We start from the raw sequence: 14,769 nt of genomic DNA, 5'->3' as shown, positions 1-14,769 counted from the left end.
GAGCCGCGCGGCGAAACCGTCGGCGCCGGATACCCCGTTCGGCGGTACGTTTAACGCGCGATCTCCGGGCAATCAGGGAGCATGACCGATCCCGGATCCCGGCGCCTGAGAGTACTGCTCTGGCACGTGCACGGCTCGTGGACGGACGCCTTCGTCCGCGGCCGCCACGAATACTTCCTGCCGGTTTCGCCCGGCGGCGCGCCCTGGGGCCTCGGCAAGGCCGGGCGGGACTGGCCGTCGGTGACCGAAGTGCCGCTCGACGGGATGGCCGGGGCCGAGCCCGACGTCGTCGTCCTGCAACGCCCGGAAGAGCTCGAATTCGCCGCCCGCCTGGACGTTCCGGCCGTCTACGTGGAACACAACGCGCCCCGGCCGTACGCCGCGTCCAGCGAGCATCCCCTCGCCGGCCGCTCCGACGTCACCGTCGCGCACGTGACCCACTTCAACGCGGCGATGTGGGACTGCGGCCGCGCGCCCACGACCGTGGTGCCGCACGGGATCCCCGATCCGGGACCGCGCTACACCGGCGAGCTCGCGGCCGGCGTGTCGATGATCAACGAGCCGGTGCGGCGGCGGCGCGTCACCGGCGCCGACCTGCTCGGCACGCTCGCCGGACAGGCCCCGGTCGACGTGTTCGGCATGGGGACGAAGGAACTCGGCGCACCGCTGCGCGGCCTGGGCGACGTCCCGGCGCCGGCGCTGCACGACGAGATCGCGCGCCGCCGCGTCTACCTGCACACCGCCCGGTGGACGTCGCTCGGACTGTCCCTTTTGGAGGCGATGCACCTGGCGATGCCGGTGGTCGTGTTCGCCGCCACCGAGGCGGTCGAGGCGGTGCCGGCCGACGCGGGCGTGCTGTCGACCGATGTTTCCGTGCTGGCGCGGGGTTTCCGCGAGCTGATCCACGAACCCGACTTCGCCGCGCTCGCCGGCAAGAACGCCCGCGAACACGCCCTCAAGCACTACGGGCTGGGCGCTTTCCTCACCGCTTGGGACCACCTCCTCGCCGAGACGGCCCGTTGACCCGAAGGGAACGCCTCACCGATGAAGATCGCGATGGTGTCCGAGCACGCCAGTCCCCTCGCCGCGCTGGGCGAAGCCGACGCCGGCGGCCAGAACGTGCACGTCGCGGAGCTGTCGGCCGCGCTGGCGCGCATCGGCCACGACGTCACCGTCTACACGCGACGGGAGAGCGCCGAGGAGCCGCCCGAGGTGCGGACACCCCAGGGGTACCGCGTCGTCCCCGTGCCCGCCGGGCCGGCGCGCAAGATGCCGAAGGACAACCTCCTGCCGTACATGGGCGAGTTCGGCAGCTTCCTGCGCGACCGGTGGGCGCTCGAGCGGCCGGACCTGGCGCACGCGCACTTCTGGATGTCCGGGCTCGCGACGTCGCTCGCGGCGAGCGCGACCGGGACGCCGGTCGCGCAGACGTTCCACGCCCTCGGCGTCGTCAAGAAGCGCTACCAGGGCGACCAGGACACCAGCCCGGCCGACCGGATCCGGCTGGAGCGGATCATCGGCCGCCGGGCCGGGCGCGTGATCGCGACCTGCGCCGACGAGGTCTTCGAGCTGTCCCGGCTCGGCGTGCCGCGGTCGCGGATCTCGATCGTCCCGTGCGGCGTCGACCTCGGCCGGTTCTCCCCCGACGGACCGGCGGCCCGCCGCGGGCTGCCGCACCGCCTGGTGGCGGTGGGCCGGCTGGTCCCGCGCAAGGGGTTCGACATCGCGATCACCGCGCTCGCCCAGCTGCCGGACACCGAGCTGGTCATCGCGGGCGGCCCCGAAAAGGGCAGGCTGTCCCGGGACCCCGAGGCGGGACGCCTGCGGCAGCTCGCCGACCGGCTCGGCGTCGGCGACCGCGTGCGCTGGCCAGGGCAGGTGTCGCGGGAGCAGATGCCGGCCCTGCTGCGCTCGGCCGACGCCGTCGTGTGCACGCCGTGGTACGAGCCGTTCGGGATCGTGCCCCTGGAAGCGATGGCCTGCGGTGTCCCGGTGGTCGCGTCCGCGGTGGGCGGGCTGACCGACACGGTCGTCGACGGCGTCACCGGGCTGCTGGTCCACCCGCACCAGCCGAAGCAGCTCGCGTCCCGGGTCCGGCGGCTGATCGACGACCCGGCCCTCTGCCACGCCTACGGCACCGCGGGCCGCGACCGCGCGGTGGCCCGCTACTCGTGGGACCGCGTCGCCGCCGACACGCTCCGGGCCTACCACAAGCTGGTCCCGGAAACCGCCGTCACCGCCGAAGCCCGCTGACCCGGCTGTCCGTGAATGGCACATTGAGGGACTTGAAGTCCCTCAATGTGCCATTCACGGCCTTTCAGCCCACGTAGCGGCGGGCTTTCGAGGCGCGTTGGGGGGCTTCCAGGAGGCGGAGGCCGTGCTCGACGTGCGGCGGGACCACCCGACGCGAAGTGAGGACCCACGGGAGGCCGCGGGCGACGTCCAGGAGGGCCGCCGCCGTCGCCAGGTCGGTGGGCGCGGAACGCAGGACTTCGCGGCCGCGGCGGAAGACCGCCGGCCACGGGCGGCGCAGCAGGAGCGTCCAGAGTGTGTTGCGGATCCCCAGGCGACGCCGGTGACGCGGGTCGCGCAGCTTCGACGGCGCGTGGTGGATCACCACGTCCTCGGCCCAGCACATCCACCAGCCGCGCGCGGCGAGGTCGAGAGCGAACAGCTCCTCCTCGCCGCCGAGCCACATCCGCGTCGAGAAGCCGCCGACCTCGCGGAACGCACTGACGCGCACCGCCGTCAGGCCCGCCATGATGCCGAGCAGCGCCGGCCCCGGCAGCCAGTCCGGGCCCGGCACCGGCGACTCCCGCAGCTCCGGCGTGATCGGGTCCTCGGCCAGGCCGGGCTCGACCAGGCAGCGCCCGGTCACCGAGCCGAGGCCCGGAAACGCGTCAAGCAGGTCGGCGGCCCGGGTGAGCGCGCCGGGCTGCCAGGTCGTGTCGTCGTCGCAGAAGGCGACGTACGGGGTCGTCACCTCTTCGACGGCGACGTTGCGGGCCACCGCGCCGAGGTTCTCCGCCAGCCGGAACAGGCGGACGCCGGGGAACTCCCCGGCGACCATGTCGGCCGTGCCGTCCGCGGACCCGTTGTCGGCGACGAAGACCGGCGCCTCGTCCGGCAGGGACGTCATGTGCGCCAGCGTTTCACGCAGCTGCGAGCGCCGGTTGCAGGTGATGATCACGACCGAGATTCGCGCCATTCGGCGGTCCTTTCGAGAGTCCGGGCCTGGTGTTCGACGTGGTCGGGCAGGACGCGGCGGGAGCCGAGCGCGCGCGGCAGCCGCGCCGCGGCGCCGAGGACGGCGCCGGGCGCCCGCACCAGCGTCCTGACCACCTCCCGGCGGCAGACGCGCGGCGGGCGGCGCAGCACGGCGATGAGCAGCCGGTTGCGCAGCTCGGCCCGGCGGCGCCACGACGACGGCGGCCGCGACCGGGACGGGTGGTGGTGGGCACGCAGGCGCCCGACGTAACAGACCTCCCAGCCGCGTGCGGCCAGGTCGTAGGCCAGCAGCTGTTCTTCCGCGCCGAAGTGCAGCAGCGGGCTGAACCCGCCGGCCTGCAGGTAGGCCGTGCGGCGGACGATCGCGGAGCAGGCGAGGAAGCCCAGGACCAGCGGGCCGGGCGCGCCGTCCGGGCGGCCCAGCGGGCTGCGCTCCATTTCGGGCGTCACCGGGTCGTCCCGGCATTCCGGGCCGACGAGGGTGCGCGCGGCGAGCAGGCCGGTCCGCGGGTGTTCGTCGAAGATCCGCTCCGCCTCGGCGAGCGCGTCCGCCGCCCACCACGAGTCGTCGTCGCTGAAGGCGACGTACGGCGTCTCGGCCGCGACGACGCCGAGAGTGCGGGCGGCGGCACCGAGGTTGTGCGGCAGCCGGATCACCCGCACGTTCGCGTACCGCCCGGCGACGTCGGCCGTCTCGTCTTCGGACGCGTTGTCCAGCACGACGACCGGTGGCTTCGGGTCCAAAGTAGACAGATGCGCCAAGGTACGCGCCAATTCGCGGGCGCGGTCGCGGGTCGCGATGACGACGGTCGTGCGCGCGCTCATCGCGAACCCGCCGCTTCGCCGTGCAGGAAACTGGCCCATCCGGTGAGCAGAACTCGCATGGTGGGCCGCGTACCCGCTCGGGGTGGCCTTACACGGTTTCGCCGGCACGGGCGCCGGGTAGCCGCCCCGGCATGACGGATCCGGGAGCGACCAGGCGGTTCGAACGTGCGGTGGTGACCGGGGGCGCCGGCTTCGTCGGCGCGCACCTGTGCGCGCTGCTGCTCGAAGAGGACACCGAAGTGATCGCCGTGGACAACCTCGTGACGTCGTCGGCGGACACCCCCGACGCACTGCGCCGCCACGAGCGGTTCCGGTTCGTGCGCCACGACGTCACCCGCCCGATCCCCCTCGAAGACCGGGCCGACGTCGTGTTCCACCTGGCCTCGGCCGCGTCGCCGCGCGACTACCTGGCGCTCCCGCTCGAAACGCTGCGCGCCGGCTCGTACGGCACCGAGCACGCCCTCGAACTCGCCCGCCGTGACAGCGCCCGGTTCGTGCTCGCGTCCACCAGCGAGGTCTACGGCGACCCGCTGGAACACCCGCAACGCGAACGGTATTGGGGCAACGTCAACCCGATCGGGCCGCGCAGCGTCTACGACGAGGCCAAGCGCTACGCCGAAGCCCTCACCTCCGCCTACCGCCGCGAACACGGCGTCGACACCGCGATCGCGCGGATCTTCAACACCTACGGCCCCGGCATGCGCGCGAACGACGGCCGGATGATCCCGGCGTTCCTCGGGCAGGCGCTCGGGAACGAGCCGATCACCGTCACCGGCACGGGCGAGCAGACGCGGTCCATCTGCTACGTCGAGGACACTGTCCGCGGCCTCCTCGACCTCGCGCGGTCGCCCCATCCCGGCCCGGTGAACATCGGCAACCCGCACGAGCTGACGGTCCGTCAAGTGGCGGAGCGGATCAAGGAGATCACCGGGTCCGGTTCGGCGATCGAGTCCATCGACGCGGTGGTCGACGACCCGCGGCGGCGCTGCCCCGACATCTCCCTCGCCCGTGAGCTCCTCGGCTGGGAACCGAAGATCGACCCCGACGACGGCCTCCGTCGCACTGCGGCGTGGTTCCGCCGGGCGCCGTCGCCCTGAGTAGCGACGCCCTGGGCTTTTGCGTGCCATCGTTTATCAACGACTTCGCCGGGTAGCGCTAGGGGACGAGAGCGGGCCCCACGAGTCCGCACCGGAACGCCAGAGGCAGGTCGATGCGCATACTCGGGATCAACGCCGTCTTCCACGACCCGGCCGCGGCGCTGGTGGTGGACGGGGAGATCGTCGCCGCGGCGGAGGAAGAACGGTTCAGCCGCCGCAAGCACGGCAAGCAGGCGGTGCCGTTCTCCACTTGGGAGCAACCCGCCCAAGCCGCCGCCTGGTGCCTGGCCCAGGCCGGACTGTCCGCACCGGACCTCGACGCCGTCGGCTACTCCTACGACCCCGCGCTGGTCGAACCGGGCCTGCCCGGCCACGACCCGAGCGGCGAAGAGCTGCGGACCGAGTTCGCCCGGCGGGCACCGAAGTTCCTCGAGTCCGCTTTGCCCGGGCTCGACCCGGGAATCGTCCGGTTCGTCCGGCACCACGTCGCGCACGCCGCGTCGGCCGCGCTGGCCGCGCCGTTCGGCAACTGCGCGGTCCTCGTCGCCGACGGCCGCGGCGAGAGCACGTCCTCCCTGGCCGGTGAGTACCGGGACGGGCGGTTCAAAGAGCTGGCGGCGCAACGGCTCCCGCACTCGCTCGGCCTGCTCTACGAGGACCTCACCGAGCACCTCGGCTTCGCCCGCTCCAGCGACGAGTACAAGGTCATGGCGCTGGCCTCCTACGGCAAGCCCGAGTTCCTCGACGAACTCGGCGAGCACGTCCACGTCACCGGCGACGGCGGCTTCCACGCTTCCGGCGTCGATCTGTCAGCGCTGGCCCCGCGCCGCGAAGCCGGCGAGGAGCTCACCCCGCGGCACGCCGATCTCGCCGCCAGTGTCCAAAAGGTCCTCGAAGACATCCTGCTGGAACTGGCGAACTGGCTGCACGAACGCACCGGCCAGCGCGACCTGGCACTGGCCGGCGGCATCGCGCTCAACTGCGTCGCCAACACGCGGCTGCACGCCGAGGGCCCGTTCGACCGGATCTGGGTGCAGCCCGCCGCCGGCGACGCGGGCACCGCGCTCGGCGCCGCCCTGCAGCTGGCCGCCGACGCCGGGGAACGCGGTGCACCCATGGGGGACGCGGGCCTCGGTCGCGAATGGACCGACGAAGAGCTGGAAGAAATCCTGATCAAGGCGAAGCTGCCCTACGAGCGTCCGGCCGACCTCGCCGAAACCGTCGCCGAAGCGCTGGCGAACGACGCCGTGATCGCGTGGTTTCAGGGCCGCGCCGAATTCGGCCCGCGAGCGCTCGGGCACCGTTCGCTGCTGGCCCACCCGGGCCGGCGGGCGAATCTCGAACGGCTCAACGACGTCAAGGGCCGCGAACAGTTCCGCCCGGTGGCGCCGATGGTGCGGGCCGAGCGGGCAGCCGCGATCTTCACCCGAGGCCCGCTCCCGAGTCCGTACATGCTGTTCGTGCACGACGTCGCCGAAGACTGGCGGGACCGCATCCCGGCCGTCACGCACGTCGACGGCACCGCCCGCGTGCAGACCGTCGAGGAGCGCGAAAACCCCGTGCTGGCGCGGATGCTCGCCGCGTTCGAACGCCGGACCGGCCTGCCCGTCGTGATCAACACCAGCCTCAACACCGCGGGCCGTCCGATGGTCGACTCGCCCCGCGACGCGCTCGAGTGCTTCGGCTCGGCGCCGATCGACCTGCTGGCGCTGGGGCCGTTCGTGCTCCGGCGTCCCCGTCCCACCCGGCCCGGCGCGGCGTCGCCGGAGGAGAAGGAGGTGCCGTGATGGAAGACCATCTCGCCGCGCTGGCCGAAGCCGCCCGGCGGACCCGGGAATCCGCGCCCAAGATCACCGCGTGGGGACGGCACCTCGCCGGCGTCTTCGAAGCCGGCGGCCGGCTGCTCGCCTGCGGCAACGGCGGCAGCGCCGCCGAAGCCCAGCACCTGACCGGCGAGCTGGTCGGCCGGTTCCGCCACGAACGGCGGCCCCTCTCGGCGATCGCACTGCACGCCGACACGTCGGCGATCACGGCCATCGTCAACGACTACGGCGACCACGAGGTCTTCGCCCGCCAGGTGCAGGCGCACGGGCGACCGGGTGACGTGCTGGTCTGCCTGTCCACCAGCGGCGGCAGCCAGAACGTCGCCGCCGCCGCGAAAGCCGCGCAGGAACTGGGCGTCACGACGTGGGCGCTGACCGGGCCGGCCCCGAACCCCCTCGCCGCCCTGTGCGACGACGCGGTGACGGTCGAGGCGCCGACCGTCGCGACCGTCCAGGAGATGCACCTGGTGCTGGTCCACGGCTTGTGCGCGGCGCTCGACGACGCGCTCGGGGTGACCGCGTGAAGCCGCTGGTCGTCCTCGGCGACACGCTGCTGGACGTCGACGCCGAAGGCACCGCCGAGCGGCTGTGCCCGGAAGCGCCGGTGCCGGTGGTCGACCTGACGGCCCGCCGTCGCCGCCCCGGCGGCGCGGGGCTGGCCGCCTTGCTGGCCGCGCGGTCGGCGGCCGAAGTCGTCCTGGTGACGCCGCTCGGCGACGACGAAGGCGGCCGCGCGCTCGCCGGGCTGCTCGAGCCGGACGTCACCGTGCTGCCGCTGCCCCTGCGTGGCACGACGGTGTGCAAGACCCGTGTCCGCGCGGGCGGGCAGTCGTTGCTGCGCCTGGATTCCGGCGACGGCACGGCGACCGGCGACCCGCTGCCGGCCCGGGTGCGCGACGTCCTGGAAGACGCCGGCGCGATCCTCGTGGCCGACTACGGCCGCGGCCTGACGCTCAACCCGGACGTCCGGCGGCTCCTGCGGGAGCTGGCCGGGCGCATGCCGGTCGTCTGGGACCCACACCCCCGCGGGGCCCAGCCGGTGCCCGGCACCGCGCTGGTCACGCCGAACCTCGCCGAAGCGCGCGCGGTCCTCACCGGGCACGAGGAACCGGCCGAGCTCGCCAAGCTGCTGCGCGGCCACTGGCACGCCGGCGCGGTCGCGGTCACCGCCGGGTCGCGCGGCGCCGTGCTCGCCGACGGCCAGGGCGAAACGAACGTCCCGGTCCCCGCCGCGGCGCGGACACCGGGCCACACCGCGCCCGACACCTGCGGCGCGGGCGACCGGTTCGCCGCCGCGGCCACCGCGGCCCTGCTCGGTGGCGCCGGACCGGCGGAAGCCGTGGTGACCGCGGTCGAAGCGGCCGCCCGGTTCGTCGCCGCCGGCGGTGCGACCGCACTGTCCACGAACGACGGTCCCGTGCCCGACCCGCAGCCGTCGGCCGACGCCTTCGGTCTCGCTTCGCGGGTCCGGGCGAGCGGCGGCCGGCTGATCGCCACGGGCGGGTGCTTCGACCTGCTGCACCCCGGGCACGTGAGTCTCCTGCGGCAAGCCCGCTCGCTCGGCGACGCGCTCGTCGTCTGCCTCAATTCCGACGCTTCGGTGCGCGGCCTCAAGGGGCCCGGCCGCCCGCTCGTGCGGGACCGCGACCGGGCCCGGCTCCTGACCGCGTTGTCCTTTGTGGACGCCGTGACCGTCTTCGACGAGCCGTCCCCGGTCGCCGTGCTGGAGAAGCTGCGGCCCCAGGTGTGGGTCAAGGGCGGCGACTACGCGGAAGCCGACCTGCCCGAACGCGAAGCCGTCGAACGGCACGGCGGGGAGGTCGTGCTCGTCCCGGCCGTTCCCGGCTATTCGACGTCCCGGCTGGTCGCCGCCGCGGCCAGTGCCTGAAATCCCTGCCGACTCCCGAAGGAGAGCAATGCGACCCCTCGGCAACGTCCTGATCACCGGTGGCGCGTCCGGCCTCGGTGCCGCCACCGCCGTCGCCGTCCGCAAGGCGGGCGGCACCCCGTTCATCCTCGACCGCGTCCGTCCCGACGACCCGGCCGAGTACGTCGAAGCCGACCTGACCGACACCGCGGCCACCGAGGCCGCGGTTCGTGAGCTGGCCGGGCGCGCAGGCGGCCTGGACGGCGTCTTCACCGCGGCGGGCACCGACGCCTGCGGCCCGCTCGGCGAAGTGTCCACAGAGGACTGGGAGCGGGTGGTGAAGGTGAACCTGCTCGGCACCGCCGCCGTCGTCCGCGCGGCGCTCCCCTTCCTGGAACTTTCGCACGGCACGGTCGTCACGGTCGCGTCCACGCTGGGCATCAAGGCCGTTGGTGACGCGACCGCCTACTGCGCCTCGAAGTTCGGCGTCGTCGGCTTCACCCGGGCGCTGGCCGCCGAGCTGGCCGGGCGCATCGGCGTCACGCTCCTCATCCCCGGCGGGATGTGGACGCACTTCTTCGACGGCCGCACCGACCAGTACAAGCCGCCGCCGGACGCGAAGCTCAACCAGCCGGAGCACGTCGCGGACACCGTGGTCTTCGCGCTCGGCCAGCCGCCGGGCGCCGAGGTCCGCGAGCTGGTCGTGTGCGCCTCGGAGGAGGGGTCGTGGCCGTGAGCTCCGCCGTGCTCGTGCTGCGCGCGCTCGGGATCGGCGATCTGCTGACCGCCGTCCCGGCGCTGCGGGCCCTGCGCGCGGCGTACCCGGACGATCGCCTGGTGCTGGCCGCGCCGGAGGGACTGCGCGACCTGGTGGAGCTGATCGACGCGGTCGACGAGCTGCTGCCCACGGCGGGCCTCGGCGACCTCGACTGGCCGGGACCGCCGCCGAAGCTCGCGGTCAACCTGCACGGCAGCGGCCCGGAGAGCCTGCACGACCTTCTCGCCACCGACCCCGCCGAAGTGCTGACCCACCAGCACCCCGACTTCCCCGACGTGCCCGGCCTCGCGTGGCGCGACGACCTGCACGAGGTCGACCGCTGGTGCCGGCTCGCCGAGTGCGCCCACGGGGAGGCGGACCGCTCGGCGCTGCGGCTGCCGGTGCCGCCGGGCCCGAGCCCGGCCCCGGACGCCGTCGTGGTGCACCCCGGCGCCGCCTTCCCCGCGCGGCGCTGGCCGCCGGAGCGGTTCGCGTCGGTGATCGCCGCGCTGGCGGCTGCCGGGCACCGCGTGGTGCTCACCGGCAGCCCCGGCGAACGCGACCTGGCGCTTGCGATCGCCGGCCGCGCCGGGCTGGGCGAAGACGCCGTGCTGGCCGGGCGGACCGGCCTGGCGGAGCTGGCCGCGCTGGTGGCCGGGGCCGCGCTGGTCGTCTGCGGCGACACCGGCGTCGGGCACCTCGCGACCGCGTTCGGCACGCCGTCGGTGCTGCTGTTCGGCCCGACCCCGCCGCGGCTGTGGGGACCGCCGCCCTCCGCGCGGCAGCATGTCGTGCTCTGGGCGGGCAATGTCGGCGATCCGCACGGTGAGGAGCCCGACGGCGGATTGCTGCTGCTCGGCAAGGAACGCGTGCTGGCCGCGACGCGTTCGGCACTGGAAATGCGGGTCGTCCATGGCTGAGCACATCGGGATCGTCGGCGCGGGCTACGTCGGCTTGACCAGTGCCGCCTGCTTCGCCCGGCTCGGCCACCGCGTCACCTGCGTGGACACCGACGAGTCCAAAGTGGACGATTTGCGCCGCGGCGTCGTGTCGATCGCCGAGCCCGGCCTGGCCGAGCTGGTCGCCCAGGGCCTCGAGGACGGGACGCTCACCTTCACCACCGCCCAGGCCGAGCTGTACGGCGCCGGCCTCGTCCTGCTCTGCCTGCCCACCCCGCCCGGCGAAGACGGGCGGCCCGACCTCGGCGTCCTCGAAACGGTCGTGCCACAGCTCGGGCACCTCCTGCGGCCCGGCTGCGTGGTGGTCACCAAGTCGACGGTGCCGGTCGGCACCGCGGCGCGGCTGCCGCACCTGCTGGGCCGCGACGACCTGCCCGTCGTCGGCAACCCCGAGTTCCTGCGCGAAGGGCACGCCGTCGAGGACTTCCTGCACCCGGACCGGGTGCTCGTCGGCACGGACCCGCCGGATTCGCCCGCGGCGCGGCGGGTCGCGCGGCTGTACGAGCCGACCGGCGCTCCCGTCGTGGCGACCGACTCCGCCAGCGCCGAACTCGCGAAGTACGCGAGCAACGCGTTCCTCGCGGTGAAACTGTCCTATGTGAACGTCCTCGCCGAACTGTGCGAACGGTTCGGCGCCGACGTCCGCGAGGTTTCGCGCACCATGGGCCTCGACGCGCGGATCGGCCCCGGGTTCCTCGCCCCCGGCCCCGGCTGGGGCGGTTCGTGCCTGCCGAAGGACACGTCGGCCCTGCTGCACGCGGCCGAATCCGCGGGCGTCGACTTCGCCATCGTGCGCGACGCCGTCCGCGTCAACGCGCGGCAGCGCGCGCGGGTGGTGCGGACCGTCCGGCAGGCCGTCACGGGGTCGGCGGACGGGTCACTCTCCGGCGCCCGCATCGGGCTGCTGGGCCTGGCGTTCAAGGCGGGCACCGGCGACCTGCGCGACTCCCCGGCGGTCGCGGTGGCCGCGGACCTCGCCCGCGCGGGCGCGGAGCTGACCGCGCACGACCCGGCCGTCGGGTGCGTGCCCGGGATGGGCGCGGTCCAGGTCGTCGACGACCCGTACCTGGTGGCCAAGGACGCCGCGGCGCTCGTCGTGCTCACCGAATGGCCGGAGTTCCGCGACCTCGACTGGGCCCGGCTGGCCGCGTCGGCCGACCGGGCGGTCGTCGTCGACACCCGCAACCTGCTTGACCCCGACCGGCTGGCCGAAGCGGGGTTCACCCACGTCGGCGTCGGAACGAAGCCGTCGCCGGTGAAGGACCCGGCCTCATGACTAGTCCATTCGAGTGACATCACTGCGCCGGACGAGTGTGGCGCAGACCACGGGGGTAACTGGTCCGGGACCTTCGATCCCGGCAGAGGGGTTCACGTGCCGAACCGAGTCATGATCAGCCGCGACAGCAAGCCCATCCCGTGCGAGGAGTGCGGCCTGCCCACACTGCACGTCGCCCGCCTGGTGTCCGGCGACGGCACCCTGCTGGGCCAGACCATGGTGTGCACCGCCTGCCGGCGGCACCGCTCGGACGCGATCGCGGACCAGTAGGCGGCCCTGCCGTTGTGCGTGAAGGCCACCTTGAGGAACTTGTAGTTCCGGAAGGTGGCCTTCACGAACTTCAGCGGTCCCGCAGCATTTCCACCAGGTGCCGCGCGGGCAGGGTCATCGTGCCGAGGCCGAGCCGGGCCGGGACGCCGTCTTCTTCCGCCGTCACCAGCCGCCGCTCCAGCTTTTCGAGCAGGGCCCGGCATTCGTCCAGCGCGACCGGCTCCCCGACGACCGCGACCGCCTGCACGGCACCGGCCAGGCGGTGCATGAGGTCGGCCAGCGCTTCCCGCGCGTCCGGCCAGGGGTACTCGAACGGGTGCTCCTGGCGGCCCGCCGTCGTGCGCACCGCGGTGATCAGCTGCGACACCGCGGGCCACAGCCCGAGGAGTGTCCGCAGCGGACGTTCGTGGTGCGCCCCGTCGGCCGGGCGGCCGCGGCGCAGGTTCAGCATCCGCCCTTCCCGCGTCAGGCCGACGGCTTCTTCGGCGGCCAGCACCTGGCTGCGCGTGTCCTGCGCCTGGTTCAGCAGGTCCTCGAGGTCCTCCGGCGGCTCGTCACGGCGGACCAGATCGGACAGCGACTCGAGCAGGGCGGCCAGCGCCGTCGCGAGCCGATCGGCCGCCGCGGCGACGCGTTCGCCGTACAGCGGCGGGAAGATCAGCGTGTTCACGGCCACGCCGATCGCGGCGCCGATCGCCGTCTCCAGGAGGCGGTCGCCGAGCAGGACGGGCTCGCGGGCGGTGCCGTAGGAGATCAGCAGCATGCCGGTGACGCCGACCCAGACGCCGGAGTCGCCGAAGCGCCGCCAGCTGCCCGCCAGCAGGCCGACGAAGACGACCCCACCCAGCGCGACGACCTGCCACGGGATCAGCTGCCCCGCGACGGCGGCGAGGAGGACCCCGGTGGCCACCGAGCCGACCTGCTGGAGCCAGCCCCGCAGCGACCGGTAGACCGTCGCTTCGACCAGGAAAATGGCGGCGTACGGCGCGAGGAACGGCTGGGGCAGCCGCAGTACGACGGTGGCCAGCAGCCACGCGGCGGTCGCGGCCAGGGTGGCTTTGGCGCTCTGGACGAGAATCCGGCGTTCGCGGCCCGGCACCCGCAGCGCGCGGGCGAACCAGCCCAGCGGGGTCCGGTCGTGCCGCTCGGCGTCGGACGGGTTCCCGAACACGGCGGTCAGCCGCCGCCGGAGCGCCGCAGTCAGTCCCGGCCGAGCGCGGTGGGTCCGGTCGCGCCCCTCAGCACCGAGCCGCCGAAATCGCCCACCCGGGGCATCGGTGGGTCTGTCGCGCTGGTCGGTCATGCGGGCGGCGCGATGTGCACGAGCTTCGTCTGGGTCAGCTCGTCCAGCAGCTCGGGTCCGTAGCCGTAACCGTTCCCGCTGCGGCGACGCGGGTGCGCGGCCCCGCCGGGCGCGCCGCCGAACACGTTGTTGACCTTGACCGTGCCCGCCGGCAGCTCGCGCCACGCGCGCTGGGCGTGGCCCATCGATGCCGTCAGCACCGTGGCCGCCAAGCCGTAGTCACCTTCCGCCGCTTCGGCGAGACCCTCGTCGAAACCGTCGACGATCCGCACCGCGGCCACCGGGCCGAACGTCTCCTCCGTCATCACCCGCGAGTCCGGCGCGCAGCCGGTGAGCACCGTCGCCGGGTAGTGCGCGCCCGGGCCGTCCGGCACCTCTCCCCCGGCCAGTAGCCGGGCACCTCGCTCGATCGCGTCCGAGACGTGGGCATGCACGTGGTCGCGGTGCCGCCGGTCCACCAGCGGCGCCAAGGTCCGGGACGAAGCTTCCTTCACCAGCGCCGCCAAGAACGGCTCGGCGACCGCGGAACACACGTAGATCCGTTCGACGGCGACGCAGAGCTGCCCCGAGTTGGCGAACGCGCCCAGCGCCGCCTGGCCCGCGGCCCAGCCCGGGTCGACGTCCTCGTCGATCACCAGCGGGTCGTTACCCCCGTTCTCCAGCAACGTCTTCGCTCCCGTCGCGGCCGCGCTCGCCGCGATCGACCGGCCGGTCGCGGTGCTGCCGACGTGGGCGATGACGTCGACGTCGTCGCGCATCGCGAGGATCGCGCCGACCCCGCCGTCACCGTGGAGGGTCTGCAGCGCGCCGGCCGGGAACACGTCCCCGAGCACCTCACCGAGCAGCTGCCCGGTGTGCGGCGCGCGCTCGCTCGGCTTGTGCACCACCGTGTTCCCGGTCGCCAGCGCCGCACCCAAAAGCCCGCAGGCGACCGCGACCGGGTCGTTCCACGGCGTGAGCGCCACGACGACGCCGCGCGGTTCGGGCACCATGAGGTCCGTCGCGCCCACGCCGCCGAGCAGGCTGCGGCCGCGGTGGACCGGGCCGAGTTCGGCGTACTGGTCCAAAGTGCCCGCACCGGCGAGCACGCCTTCACGGGCTTCGTCCCACGGGCGGCCGGTCTCCGCCTCATTCGCCTTCGCCAGCTCGTCGGCGTGGGCCCGCACCCGTCCGGCGGCGGTGTGCAGCAGCGCGCCGCGTTCGGCGGCCGGGGTCCGGGCCCACCGCGCCCGGGTCCGGTTCGCCTGCGCCAGCGCGGCGTCGATCTCATCTTCGCCCGCGGCCGGCATCCGGCCCACCACGCTGCCGTCGGCCGGATTCCGGATTTCGATCGTCCCCGCGGTCATCCGCGCCTCCTTCTCGTC

Annotated in this window: 14 protein-coding genes; 10 read left to right on the top strand and 4 right to left on the bottom strand. The window is 74.0% G+C overall.

Annotation, left to right across the window (positions count from 1 at the left end):
• Positions 1 to 81: 81 nt before the first annotated feature.
• Together A3CE_RS0146725 and A3CE_RS0146720 are read left to right on the top strand one after the other, a co-directional pair.
• A complete protein-coding gene (locus A3CE_RS0146725) occupies positions 82 to 1,023 on the top strand; it encodes a glycosyltransferase (RefSeq protein WP_051183845.1) in 942 nt (313 codons plus the stop codon).
• Between the two features lie 21 nt (positions 1,024 to 1,044).
• Positions 1,045 to 2,253: a glycosyltransferase family 4 protein gene (locus A3CE_RS0146720; RefSeq protein ID WP_020647028.1), complete on the top strand. Its 1,209-nt coding sequence runs from the start codon at positions 1,045 to 1,047 to the stop codon at positions 2,251 to 2,253.
• Between the two features lie 64 nt (positions 2,254 to 2,317).
• Here A3CE_RS0146720 and A3CE_RS0146715 read toward each other — a convergent pair whose 3' ends face one another.
• Both A3CE_RS0146715 and A3CE_RS0146710 read right to left on the bottom strand, forming a co-directional pair.
• The gene (locus A3CE_RS0146715) at positions 2,318 to 3,208 is read right to left on the bottom strand and encodes a glycosyltransferase family 2 protein (RefSeq protein ID WP_020647027.1); all 891 of its coding nucleotides are present in this window, start codon (positions 3,206 to 3,208) and stop codon (positions 2,318 to 2,320) included.
• A complete protein-coding gene (locus tag A3CE_RS0146710) occupies positions 3,187 to 4,053 on the bottom strand; it encodes a glycosyltransferase family 2 protein (RefSeq protein ID WP_020647026.1) in 867 nt (288 codons plus the stop codon). Before A3CE_RS0146710 ends, A3CE_RS0146715 begins: the two co-directional genes overlap by 22 nt.
• Positions 4,054 to 4,184: 131 nt before the next feature.
• Between A3CE_RS0146710 and A3CE_RS0146705 the strand changes: the two genes are divergently transcribed.
• From A3CE_RS0146705 to A3CE_RS52935, 8 genes are all read left to right on the top strand, one after another.
• Positions 4,185 to 5,150 carry an NAD-dependent epimerase/dehydratase family protein gene (locus A3CE_RS0146705; protein WP_020647025.1) on the top strand — a complete coding sequence of 322 codons (966 nt, stop codon included), beginning with the start codon at positions 4,185 to 4,187 and terminating at the stop codon, positions 5,148 to 5,150.
• 113 nt (positions 5,151 to 5,263) lie between these two features.
• A complete protein-coding gene (locus A3CE_RS0146700; RefSeq protein ID WP_020647024.1) occupies positions 5,264 to 6,937 on the top strand; it encodes a carbamoyltransferase family protein in 1,674 nt (557 codons plus the stop codon).
• The gene (locus tag A3CE_RS0146695; protein WP_020647023.1) at positions 6,937 to 7,497 is read left to right on the top strand and encodes a D-sedoheptulose-7-phosphate isomerase; all 561 of its coding nucleotides are present in this window, start codon (positions 6,937 to 6,939) and stop codon (positions 7,495 to 7,497) included. The genes A3CE_RS0146700 and A3CE_RS0146695 overlap by 1 nt, the downstream gene beginning before the upstream one ends.
• Entirely contained in the window at positions 7,494 to 8,861 is a 1,368-nt protein-coding gene (locus tag A3CE_RS0146690; protein ID WP_020647022.1) for a PfkB family carbohydrate kinase, read from the top strand. Before A3CE_RS0146695 ends, A3CE_RS0146690 begins: the two co-directional genes overlap by 4 nt.
• A 28-nt stretch (positions 8,862 to 8,889) precedes the next feature.
• Positions 8,890 to 9,576 (top strand): SDR family oxidoreductase, encoded by a 687-nt coding sequence (locus tag A3CE_RS0146685; protein ID WP_020647021.1) that lies wholly within the window; start codon positions 8,890 to 8,892, stop codon positions 9,574 to 9,576.
• Positions 9,567 to 10,517 (top strand): glycosyltransferase family 9 protein, encoded by a 951-nt coding sequence (locus tag A3CE_RS0146680; RefSeq protein WP_020647020.1) that lies wholly within the window; start codon positions 9,567 to 9,569, stop codon positions 10,515 to 10,517. Before A3CE_RS0146685 ends, A3CE_RS0146680 begins: the two co-directional genes overlap by 10 nt.
• Positions 10,510 to 11,832: a UDP-glucose dehydrogenase family protein gene (locus tag A3CE_RS0146675; RefSeq protein ID WP_020647019.1), complete on the top strand. Its 1,323-nt coding sequence runs from the start codon at positions 10,510 to 10,512 to the stop codon at positions 11,830 to 11,832. The genes A3CE_RS0146680 and A3CE_RS0146675 overlap by 8 nt, the downstream gene beginning before the upstream one ends.
• A gap of 96 nt (positions 11,833 to 11,928) precedes the next feature.
• The gene (locus A3CE_RS52935; RefSeq protein WP_043791484.1) at positions 11,929 to 12,102 is read left to right on the top strand and encodes a hypothetical protein; all 174 of its coding nucleotides are present in this window, start codon (positions 11,929 to 11,931) and stop codon (positions 12,100 to 12,102) included.
• Between the two features lie 70 nt (positions 12,103 to 12,172).
• On the opposite strand, the gene A3CE_RS0146665 is transcribed toward A3CE_RS52935, so the two are convergent.
• Entirely contained in the window at positions 12,173 to 13,273 is a 1,101-nt protein-coding gene (locus A3CE_RS0146665; RefSeq protein ID WP_020647017.1) for an FUSC family protein, read from the bottom strand.
• Between the two features lie 128 nt (positions 13,274 to 13,401).
• On the bottom strand, positions 13,402 to 14,751 hold the full coding sequence (locus tag A3CE_RS0146660; RefSeq protein WP_020647016.1) for an aldehyde dehydrogenase family protein: 1,350 nt from the start codon (positions 14,749 to 14,751) through the stop codon (positions 13,402 to 13,404).
• Positions 14,752 to 14,769: the final 18 nt, after the last annotated feature.

The organism is Amycolatopsis balhimycina FH 1894 (genome assembly GCF_000384295.1).
In the GTDB taxonomy this organism is placed as follows: Bacteria; Actinomycetota; Actinomycetes; order Mycobacteriales; family Pseudonocardiaceae; genus Amycolatopsis; species Amycolatopsis balhimycina.
This window is presented reverse-complemented; position numbering and strand designations above follow the sequence as displayed.